Here is a 23,417-nt window from a genome sequence, read left to right as displayed (position 1 = left end):
CTAGCAAGCCTTGATCCACGTCCCGCCCGGCCACGTACCCGCGCCACGCTCGATCTGCCTGCTGCGGCTCTCGGCGCTGGGCGACGTCACCCACGTGCTGCCCCTGATCGCCACGCTCCGTGACGCGTGGCCGCAGGTCGCACTGACCTGGCTGATCGGTGCGGGCGAAGCCCGGCTGCTCGCGGGGCTGCCCGACGTGGACCTGGTGGTCTACGACAAGAAGAGCGGACTTGCAGGCATGCGTGAAGTGGGACGCGCCCTGCGTTCGCGCCTGGGCGAGGCACGTCGGTTCGACGCGTTGTTGCAGATGCAGGTCGCCGCGCGCGCCAATCTGCTCTCGGGTTTCGTGCCCGCGCGCAGACGGATCGGCTACGACCGGGCGCGATCCAAGGACCTCCACGGCGTGTTCGTCAGCGAGCGCATTCCGGACCGGCCGGGCATCCACGTACTCGACGCGATCGGCAGTTTCTGCGAGCCACTCGGTCTGCGCCAGACGCGCGTCGTCTGGGACATGCCCGTCCCCGACGACGCACACGCCTGGGCCCGCGCGCAGTGGGACGACGACGGTCGGCCCGTGCTGATGATCTCGCCGTGCTCCAGCCACGTGCGCCGCAACTGGCTGCCGGACCGCTATGCCGCACTCGCCGACCACGCGGTCGACGCCGGCTGGCGCATCGTGCTGTGCGGCGGCCGCAGCGCGCTCGAACGCGAGACCGCCGACGCCATCCTCGCCGCGATGCGGCACCCGGCACTGGATCTCGTGGGCAAGGACACCCTGAAGCAGTTGCCCGCCCTGCTCGCCCGCGCCCAGTTGCTGGTCACCCCGGACTCGGGGCCGATGCACATCGCCAACGCGATGGGCACCAAGGTGCTCGGGCTGCACGCCGCGAGCAATCCCGCCCGCAGCGGGCCCTATTCCGATCGCAGGTTCTGCGTGGACCGCTACGACGACGCCGCGCGCCGTTTCCTGGGCAAGCCGGCCGCCGCCCTGAGGTGGGGGACCAAGATCGAATTCGACGACGTCATGACGCTGGTCACGGTGGACGATGCGATCGCCGCGTTCGAACGCCGGCGTGCGGACATGGACCCCGCGGCGTGACCCCGTTCGCCGCGGGCGTCATCGCATCGCTGGTCGGCGCGATCGTCGGTGCACTGGTGGGCGGCGCGGTCAGCTGGCTGCTCAACCGGCAATTGCACGTGCAGCAGCTCGAGCGTCTGCGCACGCAATACAAGACCGAGTTCGCGGCCGAGGACACCGCCCGCCACTTCCTCGGCCACAAGGGCTACACCGATCGCTCCTTCGACCTGCTGCGCAAGCACCTCGGCGGCTTCGAAGACGACGAGCTCCGGCGCATCCTGGTGCGCGCCGGCGCGGTGCGCACCTACCGCGACGACGGCAGCGAGTGGTGGCGACTGCTCAGCCGCATGGACGAATACATCGACCTCAAGAGCGGGCGCCGTCGGGACGGGTGAGTCACGCGTCGCGCAGGTCCGCTCAGGGCGCGGCTGCGCCGCTGCGGTAGTCCTCGTAGGACTTCTCCTCCACGTAGGCCGAACCCAGTGCCACGTTGATGGCCTTCTTGATCCGGGCCCGCTCGTCGTTCTCGAAGTACACGCTGCGGGCCAGCCGCACGAACTCCTCGTCGAAGGCCTGCGCCTTTTCCTTGACGCGGATGTCGTCTTCGATCACCCACAGGCGCTCGTTGACGGCCTTGAGCTCGGCGCGCAGACGGACGATGTCGTGCCCGGCGGCGGGGTGTGCCAGCCAGGTGGTCTCGAGGGCGGTGAGCTCGTTGCGCACGTTGGTGAGTTTGTCGGGGTCGCGCATGCGTTCGGACTTGATCTGCAGAATCGCGATCTTGTCGAGCAGCTCGCCGAAGGAGACGGGGACTGATATCTCGGACATGGGCGCCTGGAATGCGGGAAGGGCCGGACAGTGTAGCGCCGGCGGCTTGTCGCCCGTGCGGCGCAGCCGTATGATTGCGCCCCCGGACACCGCCTGCGGCGACCGGGACCACCGGAGAGGTGGCAGAGTGGTTGAATGTACCTGACTCGAAATCAGGCAGGCGTTTATAGCGCCTCGGGGGTTCGAATCCCCCCCTCTCCGCCAGATGCGCCAGACGCCCCGCAAGGGGCGTTTTGCGTTTCCACCCAGGCTGCACTGTGGACCGCGGCAGCGGAGCGGGGTATTCCCGGCGCGGATAACTGTCGCGTTACACCCATCCGACCTGTCTCCAGGCGATTCCACGCCCTATTCACCGCCTGCAGGCTAGCGTGCAGCAGTCCCAGGGAGTCGATATGCCACAACCCACCGCGCTGATTCTCGACGACGACGGCACGTTCGCCCGGGCTGCCGCCCAGCTGGCATTTTCGGCGGGATTCCGGGTTCAACTGGCCGAGACACTGGCCGAGGCCCGGCAGTTTCTGGGGCGGTCGCGCGCCGACCTGATGTTGCTCGACCTGCAACTGCCCGATGGGTCCGGCATGGACCTGCTCGATGATGTCGACCTTTCCCAGCACGGCCAAATCGTCATCGTCACCGGCCGTCCTTCGCTGGAGACTGCAACGCGGGCCGTGTCCAGGCCCATTCTCGACTACCTGCTCAAGCCACTCGATCCGGCCAGGCTTCGAGCGCTGCTCGACCGGGTGGCTGCGCGTTACCGCCCGCCCGCTCGCGCCAGCGCCGAACCCTCGCCTGTGGCCGGGGTCATCGGCAACAGCCCGAGGCTGCGTTCCGTGGTCGATACCGTCTTGCGCGCAGGCCCGACCGACGCCTCGGTGCTGATGTGGGGCGAAGTCGGCACCGGCAAACGCCTGTTTGCACGTGCACTGCATATGGCCAGCGGGCGTCCGGGCGAGTGCGTGGCCGTGGATTGCGCCGCGCTCGGCGATGCGGCCGCCGCCGCACTGTTCGGCGAAGATGCTCTGGCTGACGGGGCCATGCCGGGCGCGGTGCAACGCGCGCGGGGTGGCACGCTGTTTCTCGACGCAGTCGATGCGCTCCCCCAGGCGGTGCAGTTGCGGCTTGCCCAGGACTTCGGGGCGATGGCGGTGACACCCGGAGACGATGCGGCAACGGCTCGTTCCGAGGTGCGCGTGATCGCGGCGACCGTGCGCGAGCCCGGCGAAGCCGTGCGCGAGCACGTACTGCGCGAGGACCTGTACTACGCACTCGCCCACGTCACCCTGGCGGTGCCGCCGCTGCGCGATCGCGGCGAGGATGTCGTGGTTCTGGCATCCCATTTCATCGACCGGCTCAACAGTGCCTACGGCCGCGGCAAGCGGCTCGCGCCCGGCAGCGAAGCGGTGCTCCTGCGCCACAGTTGGCCGGGCAACGTCCATGAGCTGCGCAGCGCGGTGCAGCGTGCGTACCTGCTGCAGGACGAGGACCTGCTGCATGTGAAGCCCGACCTGCCGAGCGCGCCGGTCTGGCAGGAGTCGGACACCTCGATCCTGTTCTCCGTGGGGACGACGCTCGCTGAAATCGAACGGCGCGCCCTGCTCAAGACCCTGGCGCATTTCAACAACGACAAGACCGCCACTGCGCGCGCGCTCGGCGTCAGCGTGCGCACCATCCACAACCAGCTCGCACGGTTGGGAGCACGTGGCGATGGTTCGCCGCGGGTGGACGAGTGAGCATGCCGGGCGTACCGGTCGATGCCGAGTGGCTCCACGCCCTGCGCAACGCGGTCAATGCGGCCACCATCTCGACCGCGGCCGCGCGCAGCGCGTTCGAGTCGGGTGATATCGAACGCGCGGTTCGCTTCCTGTGCGAGAGCGAGAGCGCGAGCCTGCGCGCGGCCGACCTCCTGCGCCAGGACCCGGTCCGCGGTTCATAACCCCAGGGCGCGCAGCGCCTTTTCAACGTCCACGGGTTTCGTGCAGAGCGGCACGTCGGCGAAGTGCGGGGGCAGGACCGTGCGATCGTATCCCGAGGCGAACAGGAACGGCACACCGAGCTGTCGAAGCCGTTCGGCCACCGGGAATACGTAGGTACCAGCCAGATTGACGTCGAGGATCGCGGCATCCGGTCGGTCGCCGGCTTCGAGCGTGGCCTGCACATCCGCCAGCGCGGCGAACGGCCCCAGCACCGTCACGCCGCGCGCGAGCAGCTCCTCCTCCAGGTGCAGGGCCAGTACGTATTCGTCCTCGACCACGAGGATGCGCGACGCCCGGCTCATGCCGGATCCGGCGGCTGGGCCAGGCCGTTCAAGGGCACGCGGATCGTGCAGTACACGCCGTCGTCCCGCAGTTCGTAGCGGGTCTGTGCATTGAGCTGGTAGGGCAAGGCGCGTTCGATCAGTTCACGCCCGTACCCGTTCGCCCGCTCGACCGAAGCGAGCAGCACGCCGCTCTCCTCCCACTCGACGCCCAGCAGCGGCTCCGCGCTGTCGGCGTCGACGGCCCAGCGGATGGCCAGCCGACCCCCGGCGTTCGACAGCGCACCGTGCTTGAGTGCGTTGGTCGTGAGCTCGTGCAGCGCGAGGGCGAGGATCTGCACGGCGCGCGCACGCAGCGGCACTCCGGCCGGGCCCTGCAGTCGCACCCGCGGATCACCTTCCGGACCGATGCCGTGGGCATCGAGCTCCTGGCCGAGCAGAGCGTCGAAACTCACGCCTTCGCCGTCGGCGCGACGCGACAGCAGCGCCTGCACCCTGCCCAGCGCGTCCAGGCGCCGGTTGAAGGAACGCCCGAAACCGTCGATGTCGCGACTTTCCTGCTGCGTGCGGCGCGCCAGCGACTGGATCACGGCGATCAGATTGCGCGTGCGGTGCTGCAGTTCGGCGACCAGCGTCTCCATCAATGCAGCGTCGTCGCGCTCACGGGTGATGTCGCGGCCGATCCCGCCGATGCGCTGCAGCCGGCCCTCCTCGTCGTACAGGGGAAAGTCCGTGTTGCGGATCCAGACGACACGCCCGTCGGCCGGACGGATGATGCGGAACTCGATGCTGGAGCGGGCACCGCCGCGGACCCGGCGCGCGTTGGCGCGCACGGCCACCGCATCGTCCGGATGCACCATCGTCATCCAGTAACGGGGATCGCGCAGCGACACCTCGCGCTGCTGTCCGTAGATCGTCTCGAATGCCGGACTGAGGTACTCCACCTCCAGTGTCCGCGCGTTGCGGATCCACAGCACATCGGACGAGGCGTCGCCGAACTGTCGGAACCGCGCTTCGCTGTCGCGCAGCGCCTGTTCGGCCTGCCGCCGGGAGGTCAGGTCGAGACTGATCGCCAGACTGCCCACGACAGTCCCGGAGGGATCGCGCCACGGTCCCACCGTGATCCTGATCCAGCGCGGCGCATCCCGCGTGCCGATGCGCTTCTCCACGGTGAACGGCGTTCCGGTCCGGTAGAGCGCGTCCATCTGCTGGGCACTCAGCGCCCGGTCGTCGGGATGGGTGATCGCCCGGATCCGACTGTCGATCAGCGCCTCGCGTGACATTCCGGTCACCTCGCAGTGCCGGTCGTTCACGTACACCAGGCGGCCGTCGCGATCGGCCAGGGCCACCCCCACCTCTGCCTGCTCGGCGACCGCGCGGAACCGCTCCTCGCTCGAAGCCAGCGCGATCTTGACCCGCGCCCGTTCGGTTGCAGCCTGCACGCGTTCGCCGACTTCACGCAGCAGATCCAGCTCGGACGTGCTCCAGCGACGGGGTGCGCGACTCAGCGCCACGAAGCGGTCGATCACCGGTGCGCGCGGCGCGGGCGCCGCCAATGCACCGATGTCGTGCGCTGCGAGCAGCGTGCGCGTGGCGGTGTCGAGCAGCGGCTCGCGCGCCACGTCGTCGAAGACCGCAGCGCGCGTCACCTGGCTGCCACCGAAGAGGCAATCCCCCAAGACCGCGGCAGGCCACGCGACCGCGGCGGTGCCGTCGTCGCTGCACTCGCGGACGACGAGGCCGCCCCCGTCGGCCTCGACATGGCCGATGCGGTCCACGCCCAGGTGGGCGCCCAGCAGCAGGGCGGCGACATCGTGGATTTCGCCGGGATCGGTCAGATCGCGCAGCGCGTCGCTTAGCGCGAGCAGGCAGCGCTCGCGGTGTCCGAGCTCCTCGGCCGCGCGTACAGCGCTCTCGCGCGCGAGTTCCCGCACCACGACCACCATCCCGGCCGGCGCGCCGTCATCGCCGCGCACCGGCGAACAGTCCACGTCAAACAGCACCGATTCGCTTCGACCGTCGCGATGCAGCTCGAACGCGAGCCGGCGCAGCTTCACCGAACGCCCGGCGAACGCGTCCTCGAGCATCGCCGAAACGTCCCTCGCGATCTCCGACCAGACCTCGACCATCGGCTGCGCGAATCCGGCCGGATGCCGTTGACCGAGCAGTGCGGCAATGGCGTCGTTATAGAGATAGCGTCCCTCGCGCCCCCAGGCCAGGGCCATCGGCACCGGGGAGTCGAGCATGGTGGCCACCGTCGACCGCAGCGCGGCCGGCCACGCCTGCACCGGACCGAGTGCCGAGTGCGTCCAGTCGAAGGTCCGGAAGCGCGAGGCCATGTCGCCATCGCTCCAGGGCCATGTGGCTGCGGACTCGTGCATGGGTCGTCCGGACGGGGCGGGGGCTCACGATACGCCAGCGCCGTGCACGCCGGGCGTCACGCCCGGGGCCCCCGGCGCCGTACCGCCCGTGGCGCATGGCCTATGCTCCGCGGCGGCTCTGGCGTCACAATGCCCTATGCCACGTCGTTGCCTGCCTCCACCGCACTGCCCCCCTGCCCGTCCCGGACCGGTGGCCGCGCCCGCGTGCGGCTGGCGTTGTCCGCAACGACGGTCCATCGCGCACGCACCGGGAGCCGCATGATCGAGTTCGGACACCTGACGCACGTCGGCCTGCGTCGCGACCTCAACGAGGACACCTACTACGGCGACAGCGAGCTCGGGCTGTGGCTGATCGCCGACGGCATGGGCGGACACGAGTACGGCGAGGTCGCGAGCGCGCTGGCGCGCGAGGCGATCGTGCGCGAGATCCGTGGGGGCGCCACCCTGGCGCAGGCGATCCGCGCGGCCGACGAGGAGATCATCCGCGCGTCGCGGCGGCGCAACGACAGCCTGCCGATGGGCACGACGGTCGTGGCCGCCCGGGTCACCGGCACCCGTTTCGAGGTGGCCTGGGTCGGCGACAGCCGGGTGTATCTCTGGCGCGATGCCACGCTGGCCCAGCTTTCCCAGGACCACAGTTACGTCCAGGAGCTCATCGCCAAGGGCGCGATCAGCGTGGACCAGGCGCGCAGCCATCCGCACCGCAACGTCGTCACCCAGGCGCTCGGCGTCACCGACCCCGAGACACTCAACGTCGAAACCCTGTCGGGCGAACTCGCGCCGGGCACCCAGTTGCTGCTGTGCAGCGACGGCCTGACCGAAGAGGTCGACGACCGGGTGATCGCCCGTGTCCTGGCGCACACCGAGTGCAGCGCCCAGGAATGCGTCGACGGGCTGGTGGCCGCGGCACTGGATGGCGGCGGCTCGGACAACGTCACGGTGATCCTGATCCGCCGGCAGTAGGCGGCGAGCGCGATCAGGCCGGCAGCGCTTCCGGTTCGGACACGGGATCCCACAGGCACACGCCGGCGCGGGCGCGGATGGCCTCCACGCGTGCGGCGTGCAGCGCCAGATCGTCATGCGGGACCCGCAGCCTCGGACGTATGCCCGACGGCTGCAGCGCGACCAGATGCGGCACGCGCGGCCCGGTGTCCGCCGGCGCGGCGAACCCGATCTCGTGCTGGCCCGCGGTGAGGGCCAGGTAGACGTCGGCGAGCAGCTGGGCATCGAGCAGGGCGCCATGCAGCTGGCGATGCGCGTTGTCCACGCCCAGCCGCTTGCACAGGGCATCGAGCGAATTGCGCTGGCCCGGGTAGCGCTGCCGCGCGAGCAGCAGTGAATCCTCGATGCGTGCGCGGCTGCGGATGTCCCCGTAGTGCGTGCCGAGCCTGGAGAGTTCGTAGTCCAGGAAGCCCACGTCGAAGGCCGCGTTGTGGATCACCAGTTCGGCGCCGTCGATGAAGGCCAGGAACTCGTCGGCGATCGATTCGAACGGCGGCTTGTCGGCGAGGAACTCGAGGCTCAGGCCGGTGACTTCGGCCGCGCCCTGCTCGAAATCGCAGTCGGGGCGGATGTACTGGTGGTAGGTACGCCCGGTCGGCCGGCGCTCGACCAGCTCCACGCAACCGATCTCCACGACCCGGTTGCCCTTCTTCCATTCGAGGCCGGTGGTCTCGGTGTCCAGCACGATCTGTCGCATTGCCTAGGCGTCTCCCGTCGTGGTGCGCGGATCAGGCGGCCGCACTGCGCTGCGCCCGGGCGGCGGCGGTGGCCAGTGCATCGACGCGCTCGTTCTCCGGGTGACCGGAATGGCCCTTCACCCAGTGCCATTCGATCGTGTGCCGCTCGCAGGCCAGTTGCAGCCGCTGCCACAGGTCCTGGTTCTTCACGGCACCGCCGGCAGCCGTCTTCCAGCCGCGGCGCACCCAGTTGCGCAGCCATTCGGTGATGCCCTGGCGCACATACTGGGAATCGGTGTGCAGGTCGATCCGGCAGGGCTCGGTCAGGGTCTCGAGCGCCATGATCGCGGCCATGAGCTCCATCCGGTTGTTGGTGGTCTGCGGCTCGCCGCCACTGAGCTCGCGTTCGATGTCGCGGTAGCGCAGCAGCGCGCCCCAGCCGCCGGGTCCCGGATTTCCGAGGCAGGCACCATCGGTGTAGACGTCGATCGATTTCATTGCGGTCCTGATGGATCAGAGCGCCGGCGCCGCCGAAGGCAGCGGCAGGGCGCGAGTCTGGCGGACGGGCGTCAGCGGGAGGTGCCGCTTCTGGCCCCGCAGCGCATAGGCCGCGCGGAAGCCAGGACCGTTCTGCACTTCGGTCGCGGGCTGCTCGCGCCAGCTCGGGCCCACCCCGCGTGAAACCGCATCCGGCGCCAGGCCCGCATCGCGCAGGCGGCGCCGCCAGGTCAAGGGCTCGGCGCTGGCGATACCGCAGCCGCGCCAACGCCACCGGTAAGGCGTGAGCGGGTTGAGGACCAGCAACCAGAGATGCCCACCCGGAGCGAGCACACGTGCCGCTTCCTCGAGCAGCGCCTCGTCGCCGTTCCCGACGACATGCTGCAACACGACCGCGCCGAAGGCCTCACTGGGCAGGGGCAACGGGCAGGCGCAGCGCACCGGGCCGGTGAGCCGGTCGCCGCGACGCACGAGGTGCAGGCCGCGTCCCGCAGCGTCGTGCCCGGGATCGCCCGGCGACAGCCAAAGCCAGGGCAGCCCAGGATGGGCACCGAGCGCCTCGCCGACGAGTGAGCGCTCGCTGTCGAGAACGGCCCGGCCGGCGGATGTGGCGAACCAGTCGCTGGCGGCGGCGGGTTGACCGGTCGTGAAGATCGCGGGCATGGTCGCCATTGTACGGGCTTCGGCCGCCACCACTCCGGACGATGCGACTCGAGCCCCTGCCCGCTTTCGACGACAACTACATCTGGGTCCTGACCCGGCCCGACGGGCGCACGCTCGTCGTCGACCCCGGCGATGCAGGTCCGGTGCTCGAAGCCATGGACGACGGCCCCGATCTGGTCCTGCTCACCCATCACCATGCCGATCACATCGGGGGTGTGGCCGCGCTCCGCGATCGATGGCCATCGCTCCGGATCGTGGCACCGGTCGACCCGAGGATTCCGTTCGCTGACCAGCGCGTCGCGGACGGCGAGACCCTCGAACGGGATGGCTGGCACTTCGAAATCCTGGCCGTCCCGGGCCATACTGAGACGCACATCGCATTTTTCGGGCATGGGCACTTGTTTTGCGGGGATACCCTGTTCAGCCTTGGCTGTGGCCGGCTGTTCGAAGGTACGCCGGCCCAGATGCTGGCCTCGCTCGACCGCCTGGCGGCATTGCCCGCCCAGACCCTGGTCTGTTGCGGCCACGAATACAGCCGGTCCAATGCCGCGTTCGCGCGGACGGTGGATCCGGACAATGCGGCGCTGCGGCGCCGCGAACAGGAGATCACCGCGATGCGCAGTGCCCACAGGCCCACGCTTCCCGTCACCCTGCACGCCGAGCTGGCCTGCAATCCGTTTCTGCGGACTGGCGCGCCCGCAGTGCGCGAGGCCGTCGCCGCCCACGCCGGTGTCGATCCCGACGACCGTGTCGCCGTGTTCGCCGCGCTGCGGCGCTGGAAGGACGGTTTCCGGGCATGAGGGCGCGACGCGGTCTCCGGCTCGCCCTGGCCCTGGTGCTGGCGGCGGGGCCGTCCCTGCACGCGGCCGCGGGGCCGGCAGCGGCCGATGCGCCCGCCTCCCCCGCACCTGCTGCCGAAATGCCCACGCCCCCGGGCGAGCCCCCGTCCGTGCGCAACGGCCAGGCGATCTATCGCAGCTTCATCGAGGGACTCGCCGATACCGATTGCAGTGACGATGCCACCGCGCGCTGGCGTTCGCATTTCAATCATGTACCCCGTCAGCTGGCGGCACGCAGCGACGTGCTGCCCTTGTTCGGTTACGTGGTCGACGCGCTGCGCGAAGCCCACCTGCCCACCGAGTACGCGCTGATCCCGTTCGTCGAAAGCGGCTACCGCCCAGGTGCGCGAAGCGCCTCGGGGCCGGCCGGCCTGTGGCAGTTCATCGCAGTGACGGCGCGCAACCACGAAATTCCGATCCGCCCGGGCTACGACGGCCGGCTTTCGCCGGTCGATGCGACGACAGCCGCCGTCCGCTATCTCAAGACGCTGCACGGCATGTTCGCCGGTGACTGGCGGCTCGCGGTGATGGCCTACAACGCAGGCGAATACCGCGTGCTGGGGGCGCTCAAGCGCGCCGGCCAGGCGCCCGCCAGCGCCGATCCGGCGGCGCTGGCGATGCCCGATATCACCCACAGCTACGTCCGCAAGTTGCATGCGCTGTCGTGTGTGATCCGCGAGGCGGAAGCGCGCGAGGGTTGGCTGGCCTCCCTCGATCGCGAGGTGCCGGTGCTGCGCGCGATCCCCGTGCCGGCCGGCATCGGCGATCTCGACACGCTGGCCACGCGCCACGACACCGATGCACAGCTGCTGCGCCGGCTCAACCCGGCCCACGCGGACGGACGGCTGGCGCGGATCGGTCAACCGATCCGCGTGCTGGTGCCGCAGGCGGCGGCTGCGCCGCCGGTGTTCCTGGCCGAAGCGCCGCCCGAGCCGACGCCGCGCGATGCCTCCCCATCGACCGGCGTCGTCGCGGCCTTGCAGGCGGCAGCGCAGCGCGTGCACACGGTGGCGCGCGGTGAGTCGGCATGGACCATCGCCCGCCTCTATGGCCTCAGCGTCCAGGAGCTGCTGCGCCGCAACGGCCTCGAAGAGCGCAGCGTCCTGCGGCCCGGAATGGAGTTGCGGCTCGACGAGCGCGGTTGAGTCGGTTGGCAGGCCGCCAGGTGCTCGAAGGCATGTTTCGCCAGCGGCACGGGTGAGACCCGCCTGATCTGGGCAGGCCAAGTGCAGGCGCCGTCACCGGACACGCGATGGCGTCTCTCATCGCCGGACATCAGTCGTCGCCGCGCCACGTGTCGTGCCGTGGCGTCAGCGACCGGCGAGGAACGGGAAACGCGGACAGGCAGCCGCGCGCGGACAGGACGGGCGATGAACGCAGGCCGTTTCGCAGCGGTCCGCAGCGTATGTGCCCTCTACGTCCGGATCACTGCACACGCGGGGGACCGCAGCTTCCCGGCGAGCCGATGGACGGACACGGCACTTCACCGACAACCGCACGCGGCTTCGCACAAGCCGCCACATGCATGCACCGGAACGGTGAACGTCACTCGACGCCGAACGGTTCGGCCGGCGGCGATCGCGGCCGCACGCCACGCGGACAACGCCCGGCATGGCGCCGGACGTGCGCACGTCGGAAGAGACGCGCCTCGTTCATGCCCCGGGAACAGTGAACCTCACTCGCCACGGAACGCTTCGACCGGCGGCGATCGCGGCCGCCCGCCACGCGAAAAACGCCCGGCACTGCGCCGGGCGTTCGAGCGTCAGAGGAGGCGCGCCTCGTTGACGGTGATCTTCATCTCGCGGCGCAGGGCCCGCTGCAGGACTTCGGCATCCTCGTTGCCCAGCAAGGCCCCCAGCTGCTGCCGCAGCATGGTCCGCTCCTGCTCGCTGGCCTCGGCCGGGTCACCGGGGATGACGCGATCCACCGTGAAGACCACGGCGCTGCCATCGCCGAGCATCACGCGGCCGGGTGCGGTGGCGCCGTCGGCGGGCGGCTGCACGCGGAAATATGCGCGGTTGGCGACGGCGTCGGGCACCGGCGCGCCTCTGGGAACACCCGGCACGGACTGCGCCGTGAGACCGCGCGTCTCGGCGAGCGCCTGAAGCGTGGTCCCAGCCTTGAGCTCGGCCACCAGCGCGTCGGCGGCCGCCTCGGCCTGACGGCGCGCTCGGTCGGCGCGCACCTCGGCGGTCACGCGGGTGCGCACTTCGTCCAGTGTGCGAGCGCGCTCGGGCGTGTGGCTGGTGACGCGAATGAACACCGTGTGGTCCGGCGCGATCTCGATCGGATCGCTCACGGTACCGTCCTGGGTCAGCGCTTCGGAGAACGCGGCCTGGACCACCGCCGGATTCGCCGCAATGCCCGAGCCCGCGCCACGCGCGAACGCCGCGATCGTGCGTACCGGCAACCGCGCCGCAGCCGCTGCCTGCTCGAGCGACATCGGGTGGCGGTTGATCTCGTCCACGATGCGTCCGACCTGCTCGTTGTAGGCACGCGAGCCCTCGTTGTCGCGCACCTCGCGCTCCATTTCCTCACGCACGTCCTCGAACGCCACCGGGCGGGCCGCGTCCACCTCACGCAGCTGCAGCACGTGCCAGCCGAAATCGGTGCGCACCGGGTCACTCACCTGCCCCGCCTGCATCGCGAACAGGGCATCCTCGAACGGTCCGGTCATCATGCCGGTCTCGACCCAACCCAGATCACCGCCGCCCTGGCTCGAGCCCGGGTCGTCGGATTCCGCGCGCGCCAGCGCCGCGAAGTCCGCGCCGGGCTGCCGCGCACGCGCCGCGATGTCGGCTGCCTTCGCCTGCGCCGCCTGCTGCGCGGCTGCGTCCGCATCCGCCGGCACCTCGACCAGGATGTGCGACGCGAGGCGGCGCTCGGCCGCGGTGAAGCGTGATTTGACCTGCTCGAAGTGGGCGCGGGCCTCGGCCTCGTCCACGACGCCGGTGACCGCGGCGGGATCGGCGCGCACTTCGATGTACTCCAGTGCGACCTGCTCCGGCGCGCGGTAGCGGTTCGCATTGGCCTCGAACCACGCCTGCAGGTCCGCGTCCGCCACGGGCGCCTCTTCGACCGTGGGCGGCGGCACGATCATGAAGCTCACGTCGCGTCGCTCGCCGAGCAGGCGCATCAGGCGCTGCGACTCGCCCGCCGTCACGAACGCGGACTCCGCGACCGCCTGCGGCACCAGCGCCCGCTGCAGATCCAGCCGCACCGAGGATTCGAATTCCCGCGGTGTCCGCGGTGGCTGCGCCGACTGCAGGGTGAGCTGGTAGCGCTGCGTATCGAACTGTCCGTCCACCTGGAAGGCCGGGATCGAGCGGATGACGTCGTACACCTGCGCATCGCCGACCACGATGTTCGCGCGGTCGGCAGCCAGCGCCAGCACCGCGCGATCGATCAGCTGCTCGAGCACCTCGCGCTTGCTCTCCATGGTCTCGAAGCCGCGGGCATCGAAGTTCTCGCCTTCGGCCTGGCGACGTTGTTCGCGCATCGCGTCGAACGCCTCGCGGAATTCCGCAGCGCTCACCTCGGTGGTCGACCATGCCAGCTTGCGCACCAACCAGACATCCGGCGCCGAGCGCCACCACGTGGGCGGGGCCTCCACCTTCGCCGCGTAGTCGGCGTTGTTCTGGAACAGGTACTGCTCCATCCCGAAGAATGCGAACGGAACCGCCAGCACCGCCACGATGGCAATGGCGATCCAACCACTGGTCTTTTCACGAAGCGCTTGCAGCATTGTCCGGGCACTGGATGGGCGAGCCGGGCAGTTTAACCGCATGATGACGCGGGTGCAGACGGGCCTCGGGCGCAGCCGGAAGCGCGCTCACAGCCTCGAGGGCCGCGTCCGAGGCCGGCGTGATCGAAGTCGTATTCCCCCGGTCGATCGCGTACCATGCGCGTCCGAACGCTTCCCCAGGGCCGCCGCGACACGCCGGACGGCCCGGTTTTCCCAAGACGCCGTACACCGCGTACATATCTGACAAGAGGAATTCGCATGGCTGCCAAAGCTGACATCATCAACTCCGTCGCCGAGAAGGCGGGCCTGTCGCGCGCCGATGCCGGCCGCGCGGTCGACGCCCTGCTCGACACGATCACCGAGACGCTGAAGAACGGCGATTCGGCCAACTTCGTCGGCTTCGGTTCGTTCGTCGCCCGTCCGCGTGCTGCGCGCACCGGCTTGAACCCGCAGACCAAGGAAGCGATCCAGATTCCGGCTTCGACCGTGCCTGCGTTCAAGGCTGGCAAGGCGCTGAAGGATGCGGTAAAGTAAGCGGCTTGATCGTCCCGCATGGGTGCTTAGCTCAGCGGTAGAGCGTCTCCTTTACACGGAGAGGGTCGGGGGTTCGAAACCCTCAGCACCCACCACGCGCCAGGTTTCAATGTGGAGCGGTAGTTCAGTTGGTTAGAATGCTGGCCTGTCACGCCGGAGGTCGCGGGTTCGAGTCCCGTCCGCTCCGCCATTGATCGAATGAATAACCCCGCGGAAGCGGGGTTTTTCATGTCCGTGATATGGCGAATGCATCGAGGCAAGTCATCGGCGCGGTCGAACAGCCGGCATGCGTGCGACGTGTGACCGCTCGCGCCGGGGCTCCGCTGTCGCAGCAGGTCGCGACGTGCGGAAGCTTCATCGCGCGGCAGCGCGAACTGTCGAGCGTCGGCACACGCATTCTGTCGCCGGCGATCTCGGGTCGCATCGGCCCCGCGACGTCGGCACACGCAGACGCAATCCGCAACGTGGCACGACACGGCCCGGGGCCTGCGCAGGACGCGCGCCGTGCGTCCGTTTGCCTGCTCGCGAGGCATCGGCTGGCGATCGAACGGGCCCGTTCCGGGTGATCGGCCGCGATGGCTCCGTGCGCGATCGCGCGACTTGCGACGATGTTGCGGATCCCTCTTCCCAAGCCGCGGGATTCATGTAGAATTCCGCGCCTTGGAGCGGTAGTTCAGTTGGTTAGAATGCTGGCCTGTCACGCCGGAGGTCGCGGGTTCGAGTCCCGTCCGCTCCGCCATCTGTAACGACGAAGCCTCGCAGCGATGCGGGGCTTTTTCGTATGCGTTGAACCCGCATCGCTGCACGGCACGCCGCGTAACTCGTGTGCCCGGACCCTGCATGCCGCGACCTTCGCACGGGCACTGCCGCCGTTGGAAGTTCGAGCAGCAGCCGGTTCGGCGCTCCGCACGGAAGATGCGTGCACTGCTGCAGGCAACACGTGCGAGCTGGCAATCGCAATGACGATTGCGGGCCGGGGTCCGGGTCCTCCGGCGGCGCTTACCACCATGATCGGTCAGTGGGTCGAGGTGGCGAAAGGGCGTAAACGCGCGACCTCGCTGCTGCGAGGCCCTCATCGTTGAACGGCCCTGCGCGCGCCTGCATTCGCACACGTGCAAGAGGCGCGGCCCATGCCTGGCGCGAGGCCCGGCGTCGCAGCACCGATACTGCTCCGCCAGCGCGTTCCCGTGTGCGCTCGCCGCCGCACGCGTCATCCGTCGCCCCGGTCTGCGTGGCGACGCGCGACGTGCGGCGCTCCGGCGTCACGTCACGGCGCAGGCCCGCGACGACGGTGCCCTGAAGCACCGATGCGCACTGCGCGCGCACATACCGCCTCCCTGCATCTTGCCTGCCGCCCGTAAGCTTCTATGCTCGTCGGCAATCCGCGAGCGCGCGGTGCAGGAGTCACGATGTACGCGCCCAAGAGGTCTTTCGTCCATCTGCTGGTCGCACTGTTCGCGCTTGCTGTCTGCACGGGCGGCCCGGCTCGTGCGATGCCCGGCGCGCCCGTGATCGATGGCATTCCGGGCTTGCGCGAGGCGATGCTCGATGCGGGCTTCTGGATCGATCGGCTCGAGGGCCCTGACACCCCGATCCTCGACCGCGCAGGCGTCGCAGCGCTGAACCTGCGGACCCGCACCCTCGACCGCGCAATCCTCTCGCCGCTCGCGCTGCCGGACCGGATCGACCGCGAACGTGTCCGCGCATGGATCGATGGGGTGTCCCGGCGCCCGACCGTGCGGCGGTACACGCGAGAGGGGTCCCTTCCGGAACGCGATCTCGACGCCCTGGTTGAGGCGCTCGCGCTCGACCGCCTTCCCGCGCACGTGACCACGCGCTTCGGCCTGGTCACGCGCCGCGCCGATCTGCGTGCGTTTCCGACCGCGCTGCGTGTGTTCAGCGCGCCTGACGACACCGACATCGACCGGTTCCAGGAAGACGCCCTGTTTCCAGGCGCGCCGGTGGCAGTGCTCCACGCGAGCCGCGACGGTGCCTGGCTGTTCGTGGTGAGCGAACGCTATGCGGCCTGGGTGAGTCGCGACGCCGTCGCGATCGGCCCGCGCGAACAGGTTGCCGACTACGTGGCACGCGCCGACGACGGGCTGGTGGTCACCGGTGCCAGCGTGCTTACGGTGTACACGCCCGAACACCCGGCCGTGTCCGCGGTGCAGCTCGAGATGGGTGTGCGCGTGCCGCATCTCGCATGGCCCGCCACCGCCGTGGTGAACGGGCAGACCGCTGCCTTCGGCCATGTCATCGAGCTGCCGGTGCGCGACGCGGCCGGCGCGCTGGCCTTCGCGCCGGCACTGGTGCCCCGCTCGGCCGATGTGGCCACGGATGTCCTGCCGCTGACCCGCGCAACGCTGGTCCGCCAAGGCTTCAAGTTTCTCGGCGAACGCTACGGCTGGGGGCACAGCTACAACGCGCGCGATTGCAGCGGGTTCGTGTCGGAGGTCTATCGCAGTGCGGGCGTGCTGCTGCCGCGCAATACCGGCGCCCAGGCGGTGAGCCCGGCATTCGACCGGGTCGAGATGCCCGCCGCCATGTCCCGCGAAGCGCGACTGGGTCTGCTGCGCGCGGCCGATGCTGGTGATCTCGTGTTCGTCCCCGGCCACGTGATGATGGTGATCGGTCACGTCGACGGCGAACCCTGGGTGATCCATGACACCGCCGGCATGTCGGTACGGGACGACGAAGGCGACGTGGTGCGCGTTCCGTTCAACGGCGTGGTGGTGACGCCGCTCACGCCCATGCGCTCCGGTGACGACGCGCTGATCGATCACGTCACCAGCCTCCTGCGTGTCCGCTAGCCGGCGAACCGCAGTCCGCTGACGCTCACAGCGACCGCTCGGAGCGGTCCGCGTGTCACCTGGGTCGCCCTCCTGCATTGCGCGCGCATTATCGACTGCGCGCACGCCGGGTCGCCCCCACGCGTGCCGACACCGGTGACGCCGACGAGGGCGTCGTGTCCGCGATCGTCGCGAGGATCGCGGACGTCGTCGCCCTGCGTCTGATCGGGCGCGAGCGCAGGGTCGCGAGGTCCAACCTCGACGCGCTGTCGGCATCGGTCCGGACGCACTGCATCCTGATACGCGCGCGGAGGCCGTAGTGGAGCTCGCGCTGCACGATCCGTCCGCGCGTCCGCACGCACTCGACGCACGGCCTCGCCGCGGCGGCCGAAACGCGCGGCCCTCATCGCTATCAGCGTCGGCGGCCATGCCCGAGCGAGGGTGGCAGCCGCGCTCGCGATCGTTGCACCGGGCGATCCTGCACTCGAGCGCAACGCCGTCGAGGACGTTACTCCGACGTCGAGCGCGCGATCCATCAAGCGGTGTGTACACCGCCGCCCCGCCCCCGCCTCGACGCCACCCGGGCTGGATCATGCTGGCGGGCACAGTGCTTTCGCGGGTTGCCACCGGTTTCGGCAGCCCGATCCACGATCACGCTCAAGGGACGCATGCCCGCCACCATCGAGCAGGTCAACAGCGACGGCGCTCGTCTCCCGGGCACGGCTGCGGTGCAGATAGCGTCCACGCCCTCGAGATGGTCGGCCGGACACGTGGAGTGGAGCGCGCTCTTCATCGCTCGAGGCGCACCCATCACCGCCCTCGCCCGCGGCATGGACGCCAGGATCGAGACAACGGCTGCCCGGTCGCAGGCAGGCCGTGCAGACGACGCGACGCAGCGAGGTTGCGGGCCCCGCGGGAGCCGCCGGTGAGCGCTGTCGATCCGCGTGCGCTGACGTTCGTCGCCGGATGCAGCGGGACATCGGTGATGGCGGACGGGACCGTAGCCCGGCCACTGGATCTCCAAGCGGATCCGCCCGTGCCGCGGAGAGAGGCGACATCGAGCCGATGACGATGCGTGACTGTCGCAGACGATCCACCCGGTCGATTTCGATGCCGCGTACGACATTGGAATCCACGCCGCCCTGGCCGATCGGCATGGCCATCCGCGTCTCGACGTCGCCTGCCTGGCCGCTGCACCGGCGGTCGTCGTCATCGCGTGGAGCCCAACCGCCCGGCGCTGTACAGCGCTTACCCGGTCCATAGGGGCACGCGCTTGCACGAGCGCGGAGCGTTCTCGCCCCGATCGGGGAGCTCGCGCCGATGTCCACGTGGGCGCCCGCATGTTGCCCACCGGGCACCGGTTGGCGCCACACTGCATCACGCCCCTCGAGGAGATCGCCATGCCCCGTCTGTTCCGTGCCGCTGCATCCGGGTTCGCCGCGATGTGCGTTCTGCCGCTGGCCGCATGCGCGACGTCCACTACGCCGGCGCAGTCCCCGTTGCAGGGCGCGCAGCAGCTGGTTCTCGTCAGCAGCGACGGGTGGGACGAGCCCAGGGCCCGGCTCCAGCGCTACGAGCGCACGACGGGCGGGCCCTGGCGCGCGGTGGGCGATCCGGTCCCGGTGATGCTCGGTCGCAATGGCAGTGCCTGGGGCCTGGGCCTACATGCGGCGCAGGCGGAGGGGCCGCAGAAGCGCGAGGGCGACGGGCGCGCGCCGGCCGGCGTGTTCGCGATCGGCGAGGCCTTCGGCTACCCGCCCGACGGCATCGGCGCACTGCCGTACCGGGCGATGACCGGATCGCATTACTGCATCGATGTGCCGGCATCGCCGCTGTACAACCGCATCGTCGACGCGCGCGAGGTGGGCGACGCCGCGGTCGCCGGGTCCACCGAGCCGATGCGTCTCGACCTGCACAACGCCGGCGACATCCGCTATCGCCGGGGCTTCGTGATCGAGCACAACGCGGCCGGCGTCCCCGGCCACGGCAGCTGCATCTTCGCGCACCTGCTGCGGCGGCCGGACGAGACGACGGCCGGCTGCACGGCGATGGAGGCGGCCGCGCTCGACACGCTGCTGGACTGGCTCGATCCGGCGCGGGCGCCACGTTTCGTGCTGCTGCCCGAGCCCGAGCATGCGCGCCTGGCAGCGCGCTGGGACCTGCCGGAACGCCGGCCTTGAATGGACCGGCGGCCCGTCCGGCGGAGCCGAGCGACCTGCCGGCCCTGCTGGCGATGATGCGCGCGTTCTACGACGAGGAGGGTCTCGTCTTCGACGCCGTCCGCATCGCCGGCGCCGCGCGCGCACTGCTCGACGCGCCGGACACCGGCACGGTGCTGCTGCTGGGCGACGCTGCCGACCTTGGTTACCTCGTGCTGACCCGAGGCTTCAGCCTCGAGCAGGGCGGCGGCTTCGCGTTGCTGGACGAACTGTTCATCGCGCCGCATGCCCGCTGCCGCGGCCTGGGCGCGGCGGCGCTCGAGATCGCGAAACGACATGTGCGGACGTGGGGCGTCCGCACGCTGCGGCTGGAGGTACACCGGCGCAACCCGCGGGCGCGCGTGCTCTATCTGCGGTCCGGTTTCCACGATGACCAGCGTGACCTGTTGACGCTGGTCGACGACGCCGCAGGCGACGCCGGGCGCCACCCCGCACGTCCGTGAAGCGCGAGCGTTCCGCCGATCGCACCGGCCGGGCCCGTCCGACGTGGCATGCTCCACCGGCCTTTCCGATCGCAGCCGCTCGATGACCGTCGCTACCAGCCCGCCACGTTTCCGTCTTTCGATGCCCGCGCGCGTCCTCATCGCCCTGGTGCTCGGTGCAGGCGCCGGCCTCGCCCTCGCCGCCTGGGATCCACTGGTGGCTGCGCGCACGGCGGATTTCGTGCAACCGGTGGGACGCTTGTGGCTCAACGCCCTGCAGATGACCGTGGTGCCGCTGGTCGCGGCCCTGGTGATCGTCGGCATCAACGCCGCGGCGGACGCCGCGGCCTCCGGGCGCAACGCGCGCGTGGCGATGGCGGTGTTCGCGGTCCTGCTCGCGGTGTGCGGCGCCTTCGCCGCGGTCGCGGCCCCTGCCTTCCTGTCGCTGATGCCGCGCGACGAGGCCCAGGTCGCGCTGTTCCGCGCGGCCATCCAGGCACCCGAGGTGCTGCCGCAGGCGCCTTCGTTCGGCCTGTGGATCACGAGCGTGATTCCGAGCAATGCGATCGCCGCTGCCGCGGCAAGCGCCATGCTGCCGCTGGTGGTGTTCTCGATGTTCTTCGGTTTCGCGCTGACCCGGCTCGAGCCCGAGCGCCGAGCGCGCATGCTCGAACTCGTGCGCACGATCGGCGACACCATGCTGGTGGTCGTGCGCTGGGTGCTGTGGGCCGCGCCGCTCGGCGTGTTCGCGCTGGTGCTGGCCGTCTGCGCGCATGTCGGCCTGGGCGTACTGGCCGCGCTCGGTTACTACATCGCGTTGCAGTGCACGCTGTACATCGCGATCACCGTGCTGATGTACGCGGTGGCGATGCTCGTCGCAGGTGAGCGCCTGCGGCGGTTCGCCGCTGCCCTGCTGCCGGTGCAGGCGATCGCGGCGAGCACTCAGTCCTCGCTGGCCTCGCTGCCGGTGATGGTCGACAGCGCACGCCAGCGGCTGGGCTATCCCTTGGCGGTCACGTCGCTGGTGCTGCCGATGGCGGTCTCGCTGTTCCGGATCGCCAGTCCCACCCAGTACCTCAGCGTGGTGATCTTCATCGCATGGATGTACGGGGTGGAGCTGGGCGCGGCGCAGCTGTCCATCGCGGTCGGTCTGAGCATCGTCATCAGCATGGGCTCGGTCGGGCTGCCGGGCCAGGTGAGCTTCATGACCAACAACCTGCCCGTGACCCAGGCGATGGGCCTGCCGGTCGAACCGCTCGGCGTTCTGCTCGCCGTGGACACCATTCCCGACGTCTTCGCCACCGTCGCCAACACCACCGGCCAGGTGACCGCGACCGGCGTGGTCGCGCGGCGAGGCGGCGCGGATGCGGAAGCCGGTGCGGACGCATGACCGGTCCGGTGGTCATCTATCACAATCCTCGCTGCTCCAAGTCGCGCGCGGCGCTCGACCTGCTGCGGTCGCGCGGCATCGCGCCGCGGATCGTGCTCTATCTCGAAACACCGCCCGACGCGGCCACCATCGATGACCTGTTGCGCCGGCTCGACCTGCCACCGCGTGCCCTGATACGCAGCGGTGACGCGGAGTACGGCGCACTCGGCCTCGCTGCCGGCGCCGTCGACGATGCCGCACTGGTCGCGGCGATGGCCTCGCATCCCCGTCTGATCGAGCGCCCGATCGTGGTTCGCGGCGAACGCGCGGTGATCGCCCGTCCCGCCGAGCGGCTCCTCGCATTGCTCGATTGAACGCTCAGGACGGTCGCTTGGTCGCGTGCATCGCCGACGCGCGGGCCGGCGGTGCGAAGCTGTCGGCACGTGCCACAGGCCAGAACGTCTTGAATACCGCATGCTCGGGCACGCCGCGCAGCAACTCGCCGGGCTCGAGGAAGCGGTAGAGGGCAGCGAGCGACCGCACCTCGGTCGGCGAGACACGCCGCAGGATGTGCTCGGGCCCCAGCTGCATCGGATGTTCCAGGCCTGCGGCACCCAGCATGTCGCGCAGACCGCGCAGGGTGTTCTGCTGGAAATGGAACACGCGGTCGGCCTTGTCCGGGACGTCGAGCAACCGCCAGCGCGCGGGATCCTGGGTGGCCACGCCGGTCGGGCAGAGATCGGTGTGGCAGGTGCGGGACTGGATACAGCCCAGCGCGAACATGAAACTGCGTCCGGCATTGCACCAGTCGGCACCGAGCGCGAGCGTGCGCGCGATGTCGAATCCGCTGGTGATCTTGCCTGCCGCGGCGATACGCACGCGCTCGCGCAGGCCGATGCCGACCAGCGTGTTGTGTGCCAGCAGCAGCGCTTCCTGCAACGGCAGGCCGACATGGTTGATGAATTCCGACGGTGCCGCGCCCGTGCCGCCTTCCGCGCCGTCGACCACGATGAAGTCCGGGAGGATGCCGGTCTCGAGCATCGCCTTGGCGATGCCGAACCACTCCCAGGGATGGCCGATCGCGAGCTTGAAGCCCGTCGGTTTTCCGCCCGACAGCGTGCGCAGACGCTCGACGAACTCGAGCAGCCCGACCGGCGTCGAGAAGGTGGAATGGGCCGCAGGCGATTCGCAGTCCACACCCACCGGAATGCCGCGGGTCCGGGCGATCTCGGGGGTGACCTTGCGACCCGGCAGCATGCCGCCGTGACCCGGCTTGGCGCCCTGCGAGAGCTTGAGTTCGATCATCCGCACCTGCGGGTCCGCCGCCTGTTCGGCAAACCGCTCTTCGTCGAAGCGACCCTCCGCATCCCGGCAGCCGAAGTAACCCGAGGCGATCTGCCAGACCAGATCGCCGCCGTGCTCGCGGTGGTAGGACGCGATCGACCCCTCGCCGGTGTCGTGGTAGAACCCCCCGCGCTTCGCGCCGAGATTGAGGGCGCGAATGGCATTGGCCGACAGCGATCCGAAGCTCATCGCCGAAATGTTGAGCACGCTCGCGGCATACGGACGCGCGCGCTCCTCGCCGACCGGAATGCGGAAATCGTGCGACTCCGCATGCGCGGGTACCAGCGAATGGTTGATCCATTCGTAGTGGGAGCCGTACATCGGCAGCTCGCTGCCGAACGGCACCACGTCGCTGACGTTCTTCGCCCGCTGGTAGACCAGGGCGCGCTGCTGACGCGAGAACGGCACCTCGTCCTGGTCGTCCTCGATGAAGTACTGCCGGATTTCCGGCCGGAACGATTCCAGCATGTAGCGGAAGTGCGCCAGCAGCGGATACAGGCGCCGCAGCGTCGAATTGGGCTGCAGGATATCCAGGGTTCCGATGACAACCAGCGCACCGAAGCCCAGGCTGGCGGCGATCCATCCGGGGGCGCCGGAGTGCATCGCATAGAGCAGCGAAACGAGGGCCATCACGAGGCTCGCGCCGTACGCCAGGTAACGGATCATCAGACTCCTTCTCGGGTGCGGTGGGCAGGCCGGGCTGCCATCGAGACCTGCATGGTAGGCAGTGCGCGGCGGTGACCGCGTCAAGGCTGAACGAGGGGCTGCAGACCGC

Annotated in this window: 21 protein-coding genes, 4 tRNA genes and 1 pseudogene; 17 read left to right on the top strand and 9 right to left on the bottom strand. The window is 70.0% G+C overall.

Annotated elements, in window-relative coordinates; genetic code table 11:
- The first annotated feature begins 13 nt into the window (after positions 1 to 13).
- Positions 14 to 1,099 carry a glycosyltransferase family 9 protein gene (locus H0E82_RS14770; RefSeq protein ID WP_328797076.1) on the top strand — a complete coding sequence of 362 codons (1,086 nt, stop codon included), beginning with the start codon at positions 14 to 16 and terminating at the stop codon, positions 1,097 to 1,099.
- Positions 1,096 to 1,473, top strand: coding sequence for a hypothetical protein (locus tag H0E82_RS14765; protein WP_180546199.1), 378 nt, complete (start codon positions 1,096 to 1,098; stop codon positions 1,471 to 1,473). The genes H0E82_RS14770 and H0E82_RS14765 overlap by 4 nt, the downstream gene beginning before the upstream one ends.
- Positions 1,474 to 1,495: 22 nt before the next feature.
- Here H0E82_RS14765 and H0E82_RS14760 read toward each other — a convergent pair whose 3' ends face one another.
- Positions 1,496 to 1,906, bottom strand: coding sequence for a DUF6165 family protein (locus H0E82_RS14760; protein ID WP_180546197.1), 411 nt, complete (start codon positions 1,904 to 1,906; stop codon positions 1,496 to 1,498).
- A 113-nt stretch (positions 1,907 to 2,019) separates the two neighbouring features.
- Between H0E82_RS14760 and H0E82_RS14755 the strand changes: the two genes are divergently transcribed.
- From H0E82_RS14755 to H0E82_RS14745, 3 genes are all read left to right on the top strand, one after another.
- Positions 2,020 to 2,110, top strand: a tRNA-Ser gene (locus H0E82_RS14755).
- A 188-nt stretch (positions 2,111 to 2,298) separates the two neighbouring features.
- Complete coding sequence (locus H0E82_RS14750) at positions 2,299 to 3,636, top strand: sigma-54-dependent transcriptional regulator (RefSeq protein WP_180546196.1); 1,338 nt, start codon at positions 2,299 to 2,301, stop codon at positions 3,634 to 3,636.
- Positions 3,637 to 3,638: 2 nt separating this feature from the next.
- Positions 3,639 to 3,839 carry a hypothetical protein gene (locus H0E82_RS14745; RefSeq protein WP_180546194.1) on the top strand — a complete coding sequence of 67 codons (201 nt, stop codon included), beginning with the start codon at positions 3,639 to 3,641 and terminating at the stop codon, positions 3,837 to 3,839.
- Here the strand turns inward: H0E82_RS14745 and H0E82_RS14740 are convergent.
- Positions 3,834 to 4,181 (bottom strand): response regulator, encoded by a 348-nt coding sequence (locus H0E82_RS14740; protein ID WP_180546193.1) that lies wholly within the window; start codon positions 4,179 to 4,181, stop codon positions 3,834 to 3,836. The two genes, H0E82_RS14745 and H0E82_RS14740, sit on opposite strands and share 6 nt — an antisense overlap.
- Positions 4,178 to 6,541, bottom strand: coding sequence for a PAS domain S-box protein (locus H0E82_RS14735; RefSeq protein ID WP_180546191.1), 2,364 nt, complete (start codon positions 6,539 to 6,541; stop codon positions 4,178 to 4,180). The genes H0E82_RS14740 and H0E82_RS14735 overlap by 4 nt, the downstream gene beginning before the upstream one ends.
- Before the next feature lie 258 nt (positions 6,542 to 6,799).
- Between H0E82_RS14735 and H0E82_RS14730 the strand changes: the two genes are divergently transcribed.
- A complete protein-coding gene (locus H0E82_RS14730; RefSeq protein ID WP_180546190.1) occupies positions 6,800 to 7,504 on the top strand; it encodes a PP2C family protein-serine/threonine phosphatase in 705 nt (234 codons plus the stop codon).
- 13 nt (positions 7,505 to 7,517) lie between these two features.
- Here the strand turns inward: H0E82_RS14730 and dnaQ are convergent, their stop codons facing one another.
- The 3 genes from dnaQ to H0E82_RS14715 are packed head-to-tail and all read right to left on the bottom strand — an operon-like array spanning position 7,518 to position 9,381.
- Positions 7,518 to 8,240 (bottom strand): DNA polymerase III subunit epsilon, encoded by a 723-nt coding sequence (gene dnaQ, locus H0E82_RS14725; RefSeq protein WP_180546188.1) that lies wholly within the window; start codon positions 8,238 to 8,240, stop codon positions 7,518 to 7,520.
- A gap of 31 nt (positions 8,241 to 8,271) precedes the next feature.
- Positions 8,272 to 8,718, bottom strand: coding sequence for a ribonuclease HI (gene rnhA, locus H0E82_RS14720; protein WP_180546186.1), 447 nt, complete (start codon positions 8,716 to 8,718; stop codon positions 8,272 to 8,274).
- Positions 8,719 to 8,733: 15 nt separating this feature from the next.
- Entirely contained in the window at positions 8,734 to 9,381 is a 648-nt protein-coding gene (locus tag H0E82_RS14715) for a methyltransferase domain-containing protein (protein ID WP_180546185.1), read from the bottom strand.
- A 41-nt stretch (positions 9,382 to 9,422) separates the two neighbouring features.
- Between H0E82_RS14715 and gloB the strand changes: the two genes are divergently transcribed.
- Entirely contained in the window at positions 9,423 to 10,181 is a 759-nt protein-coding gene (gene gloB / locus H0E82_RS14710) for a hydroxyacylglutathione hydrolase (protein ID WP_180546183.1), read from the top strand.
- Positions 10,178 to 11,365 carry a lytic transglycosylase domain-containing protein gene (locus H0E82_RS14705; RefSeq protein WP_180546182.1) on the top strand — a complete coding sequence of 396 codons (1,188 nt, stop codon included), beginning with the start codon at positions 10,178 to 10,180 and terminating at the stop codon, positions 11,363 to 11,365. Before gloB ends, H0E82_RS14705 begins: the two co-directional genes overlap by 4 nt.
- Before the next feature lie 617 nt (positions 11,366 to 11,982).
- Here H0E82_RS14705 and H0E82_RS14700 read toward each other — a convergent pair.
- A complete protein-coding gene (locus H0E82_RS14700) occupies positions 11,983 to 13,965 on the bottom strand; it encodes a SurA N-terminal domain-containing protein (RefSeq protein ID WP_180546181.1) in 1,983 nt (660 codons plus the stop codon).
- A gap of 258 nt (positions 13,966 to 14,223) precedes the next feature.
- On the opposite strand from H0E82_RS14700, the gene H0E82_RS14695 reads away from it, so the two are divergent.
- The 5 genes from H0E82_RS14695 to H0E82_RS14675 all read left to right on the top strand — a co-directional run bounded on the left by H0E82_RS14695 (position 14,224) and on the right by H0E82_RS14675 (position 17,309).
- A complete protein-coding gene (locus tag H0E82_RS14695) occupies positions 14,224 to 14,499 on the top strand; it encodes an HU family DNA-binding protein (protein ID WP_180546179.1) in 276 nt (91 codons plus the stop codon).
- A gap of 20 nt (positions 14,500 to 14,519) precedes the next feature.
- Positions 14,520 to 14,594, top strand: a tRNA-Val gene (locus tag H0E82_RS14690).
- Between the two features lie 18 nt (positions 14,595 to 14,612).
- Positions 14,613 to 14,689, top strand: a tRNA-Asp gene (locus H0E82_RS14685).
- 472 nt (positions 14,690 to 15,161) lie between these two features.
- Positions 15,162 to 15,238 (top strand) — tRNA-Asp (locus H0E82_RS14680).
- A gap of 670 nt (positions 15,239 to 15,908) precedes the next feature.
- Positions 15,909 to 17,309 (top strand): C40 family peptidase, encoded by a 1,401-nt coding sequence (locus H0E82_RS14675; RefSeq protein ID WP_180546177.1) that lies wholly within the window; start codon positions 15,909 to 15,911, stop codon positions 17,307 to 17,309.
- A gap of 514 nt (positions 17,310 to 17,823) precedes the next feature.
- Here H0E82_RS14675 and H0E82_RS16875 read toward each other — a convergent pair.
- Positions 17,824 to 18,148 (bottom strand): annotated as a pseudogene (locus H0E82_RS16875) (hypothetical protein); the annotation flags it as partial.
- Positions 18,149 to 18,688: 540 nt separating this feature from the next.
- Here H0E82_RS16875 and H0E82_RS14665 point away from each other — a divergent pair.
- The 4 genes from H0E82_RS14665 to arsC all read left to right on the top strand — a co-directional run bounded on the left by H0E82_RS14665 (position 18,689) and on the right by arsC (position 21,672).
- Complete coding sequence (locus H0E82_RS14665; protein ID WP_425600349.1) at positions 18,689 to 19,468, top strand: L,D-transpeptidase family protein; 780 nt, start codon at positions 18,689 to 18,691, stop codon at positions 19,466 to 19,468.
- On the top strand, positions 19,465 to 19,950 hold the full coding sequence (locus H0E82_RS14660; RefSeq protein WP_235974327.1) for a GNAT family N-acetyltransferase: 486 nt from the start codon (positions 19,465 to 19,467) through the stop codon (positions 19,948 to 19,950). Before H0E82_RS14665 ends, H0E82_RS14660 begins: the two co-directional genes overlap by 4 nt.
- Positions 19,951 to 20,071: 121 nt before the next feature.
- Positions 20,072 to 21,319 (top strand): dicarboxylate/amino acid:cation symporter, encoded by a 1,248-nt coding sequence (locus H0E82_RS14655; protein WP_235974326.1) that lies wholly within the window; start codon positions 20,072 to 20,074, stop codon positions 21,317 to 21,319.
- A complete protein-coding gene (gene arsC, locus H0E82_RS14650) occupies positions 21,316 to 21,672 on the top strand; it encodes an arsenate reductase (glutaredoxin) (protein ID WP_180546172.1) in 357 nt (118 codons plus the stop codon). Before H0E82_RS14655 ends, arsC begins: the two co-directional genes overlap by 4 nt.
- 4 nt (positions 21,673 to 21,676) lie before the next feature.
- Here the strand turns inward: arsC and H0E82_RS14645 are convergent, their stop codons facing one another.
- Positions 21,677 to 23,308 carry an FMN-binding glutamate synthase family protein gene (locus tag H0E82_RS14645; RefSeq protein WP_180546170.1) on the bottom strand — a complete coding sequence of 544 codons (1,632 nt, stop codon included), beginning with the start codon at positions 23,306 to 23,308 and terminating at the stop codon, positions 21,677 to 21,679.
- Positions 23,309 to 23,417 lie beyond the last annotated feature (109 nt).

Source organism: Luteimonas deserti (genome assembly GCF_013425765.1).
GTDB lineage: Bacteria > Pseudomonadota > Gammaproteobacteria > Xanthomonadales > Xanthomonadaceae > Luteimonas > Luteimonas deserti.
This window is presented reverse-complemented; position numbering and strand designations above follow the sequence as displayed.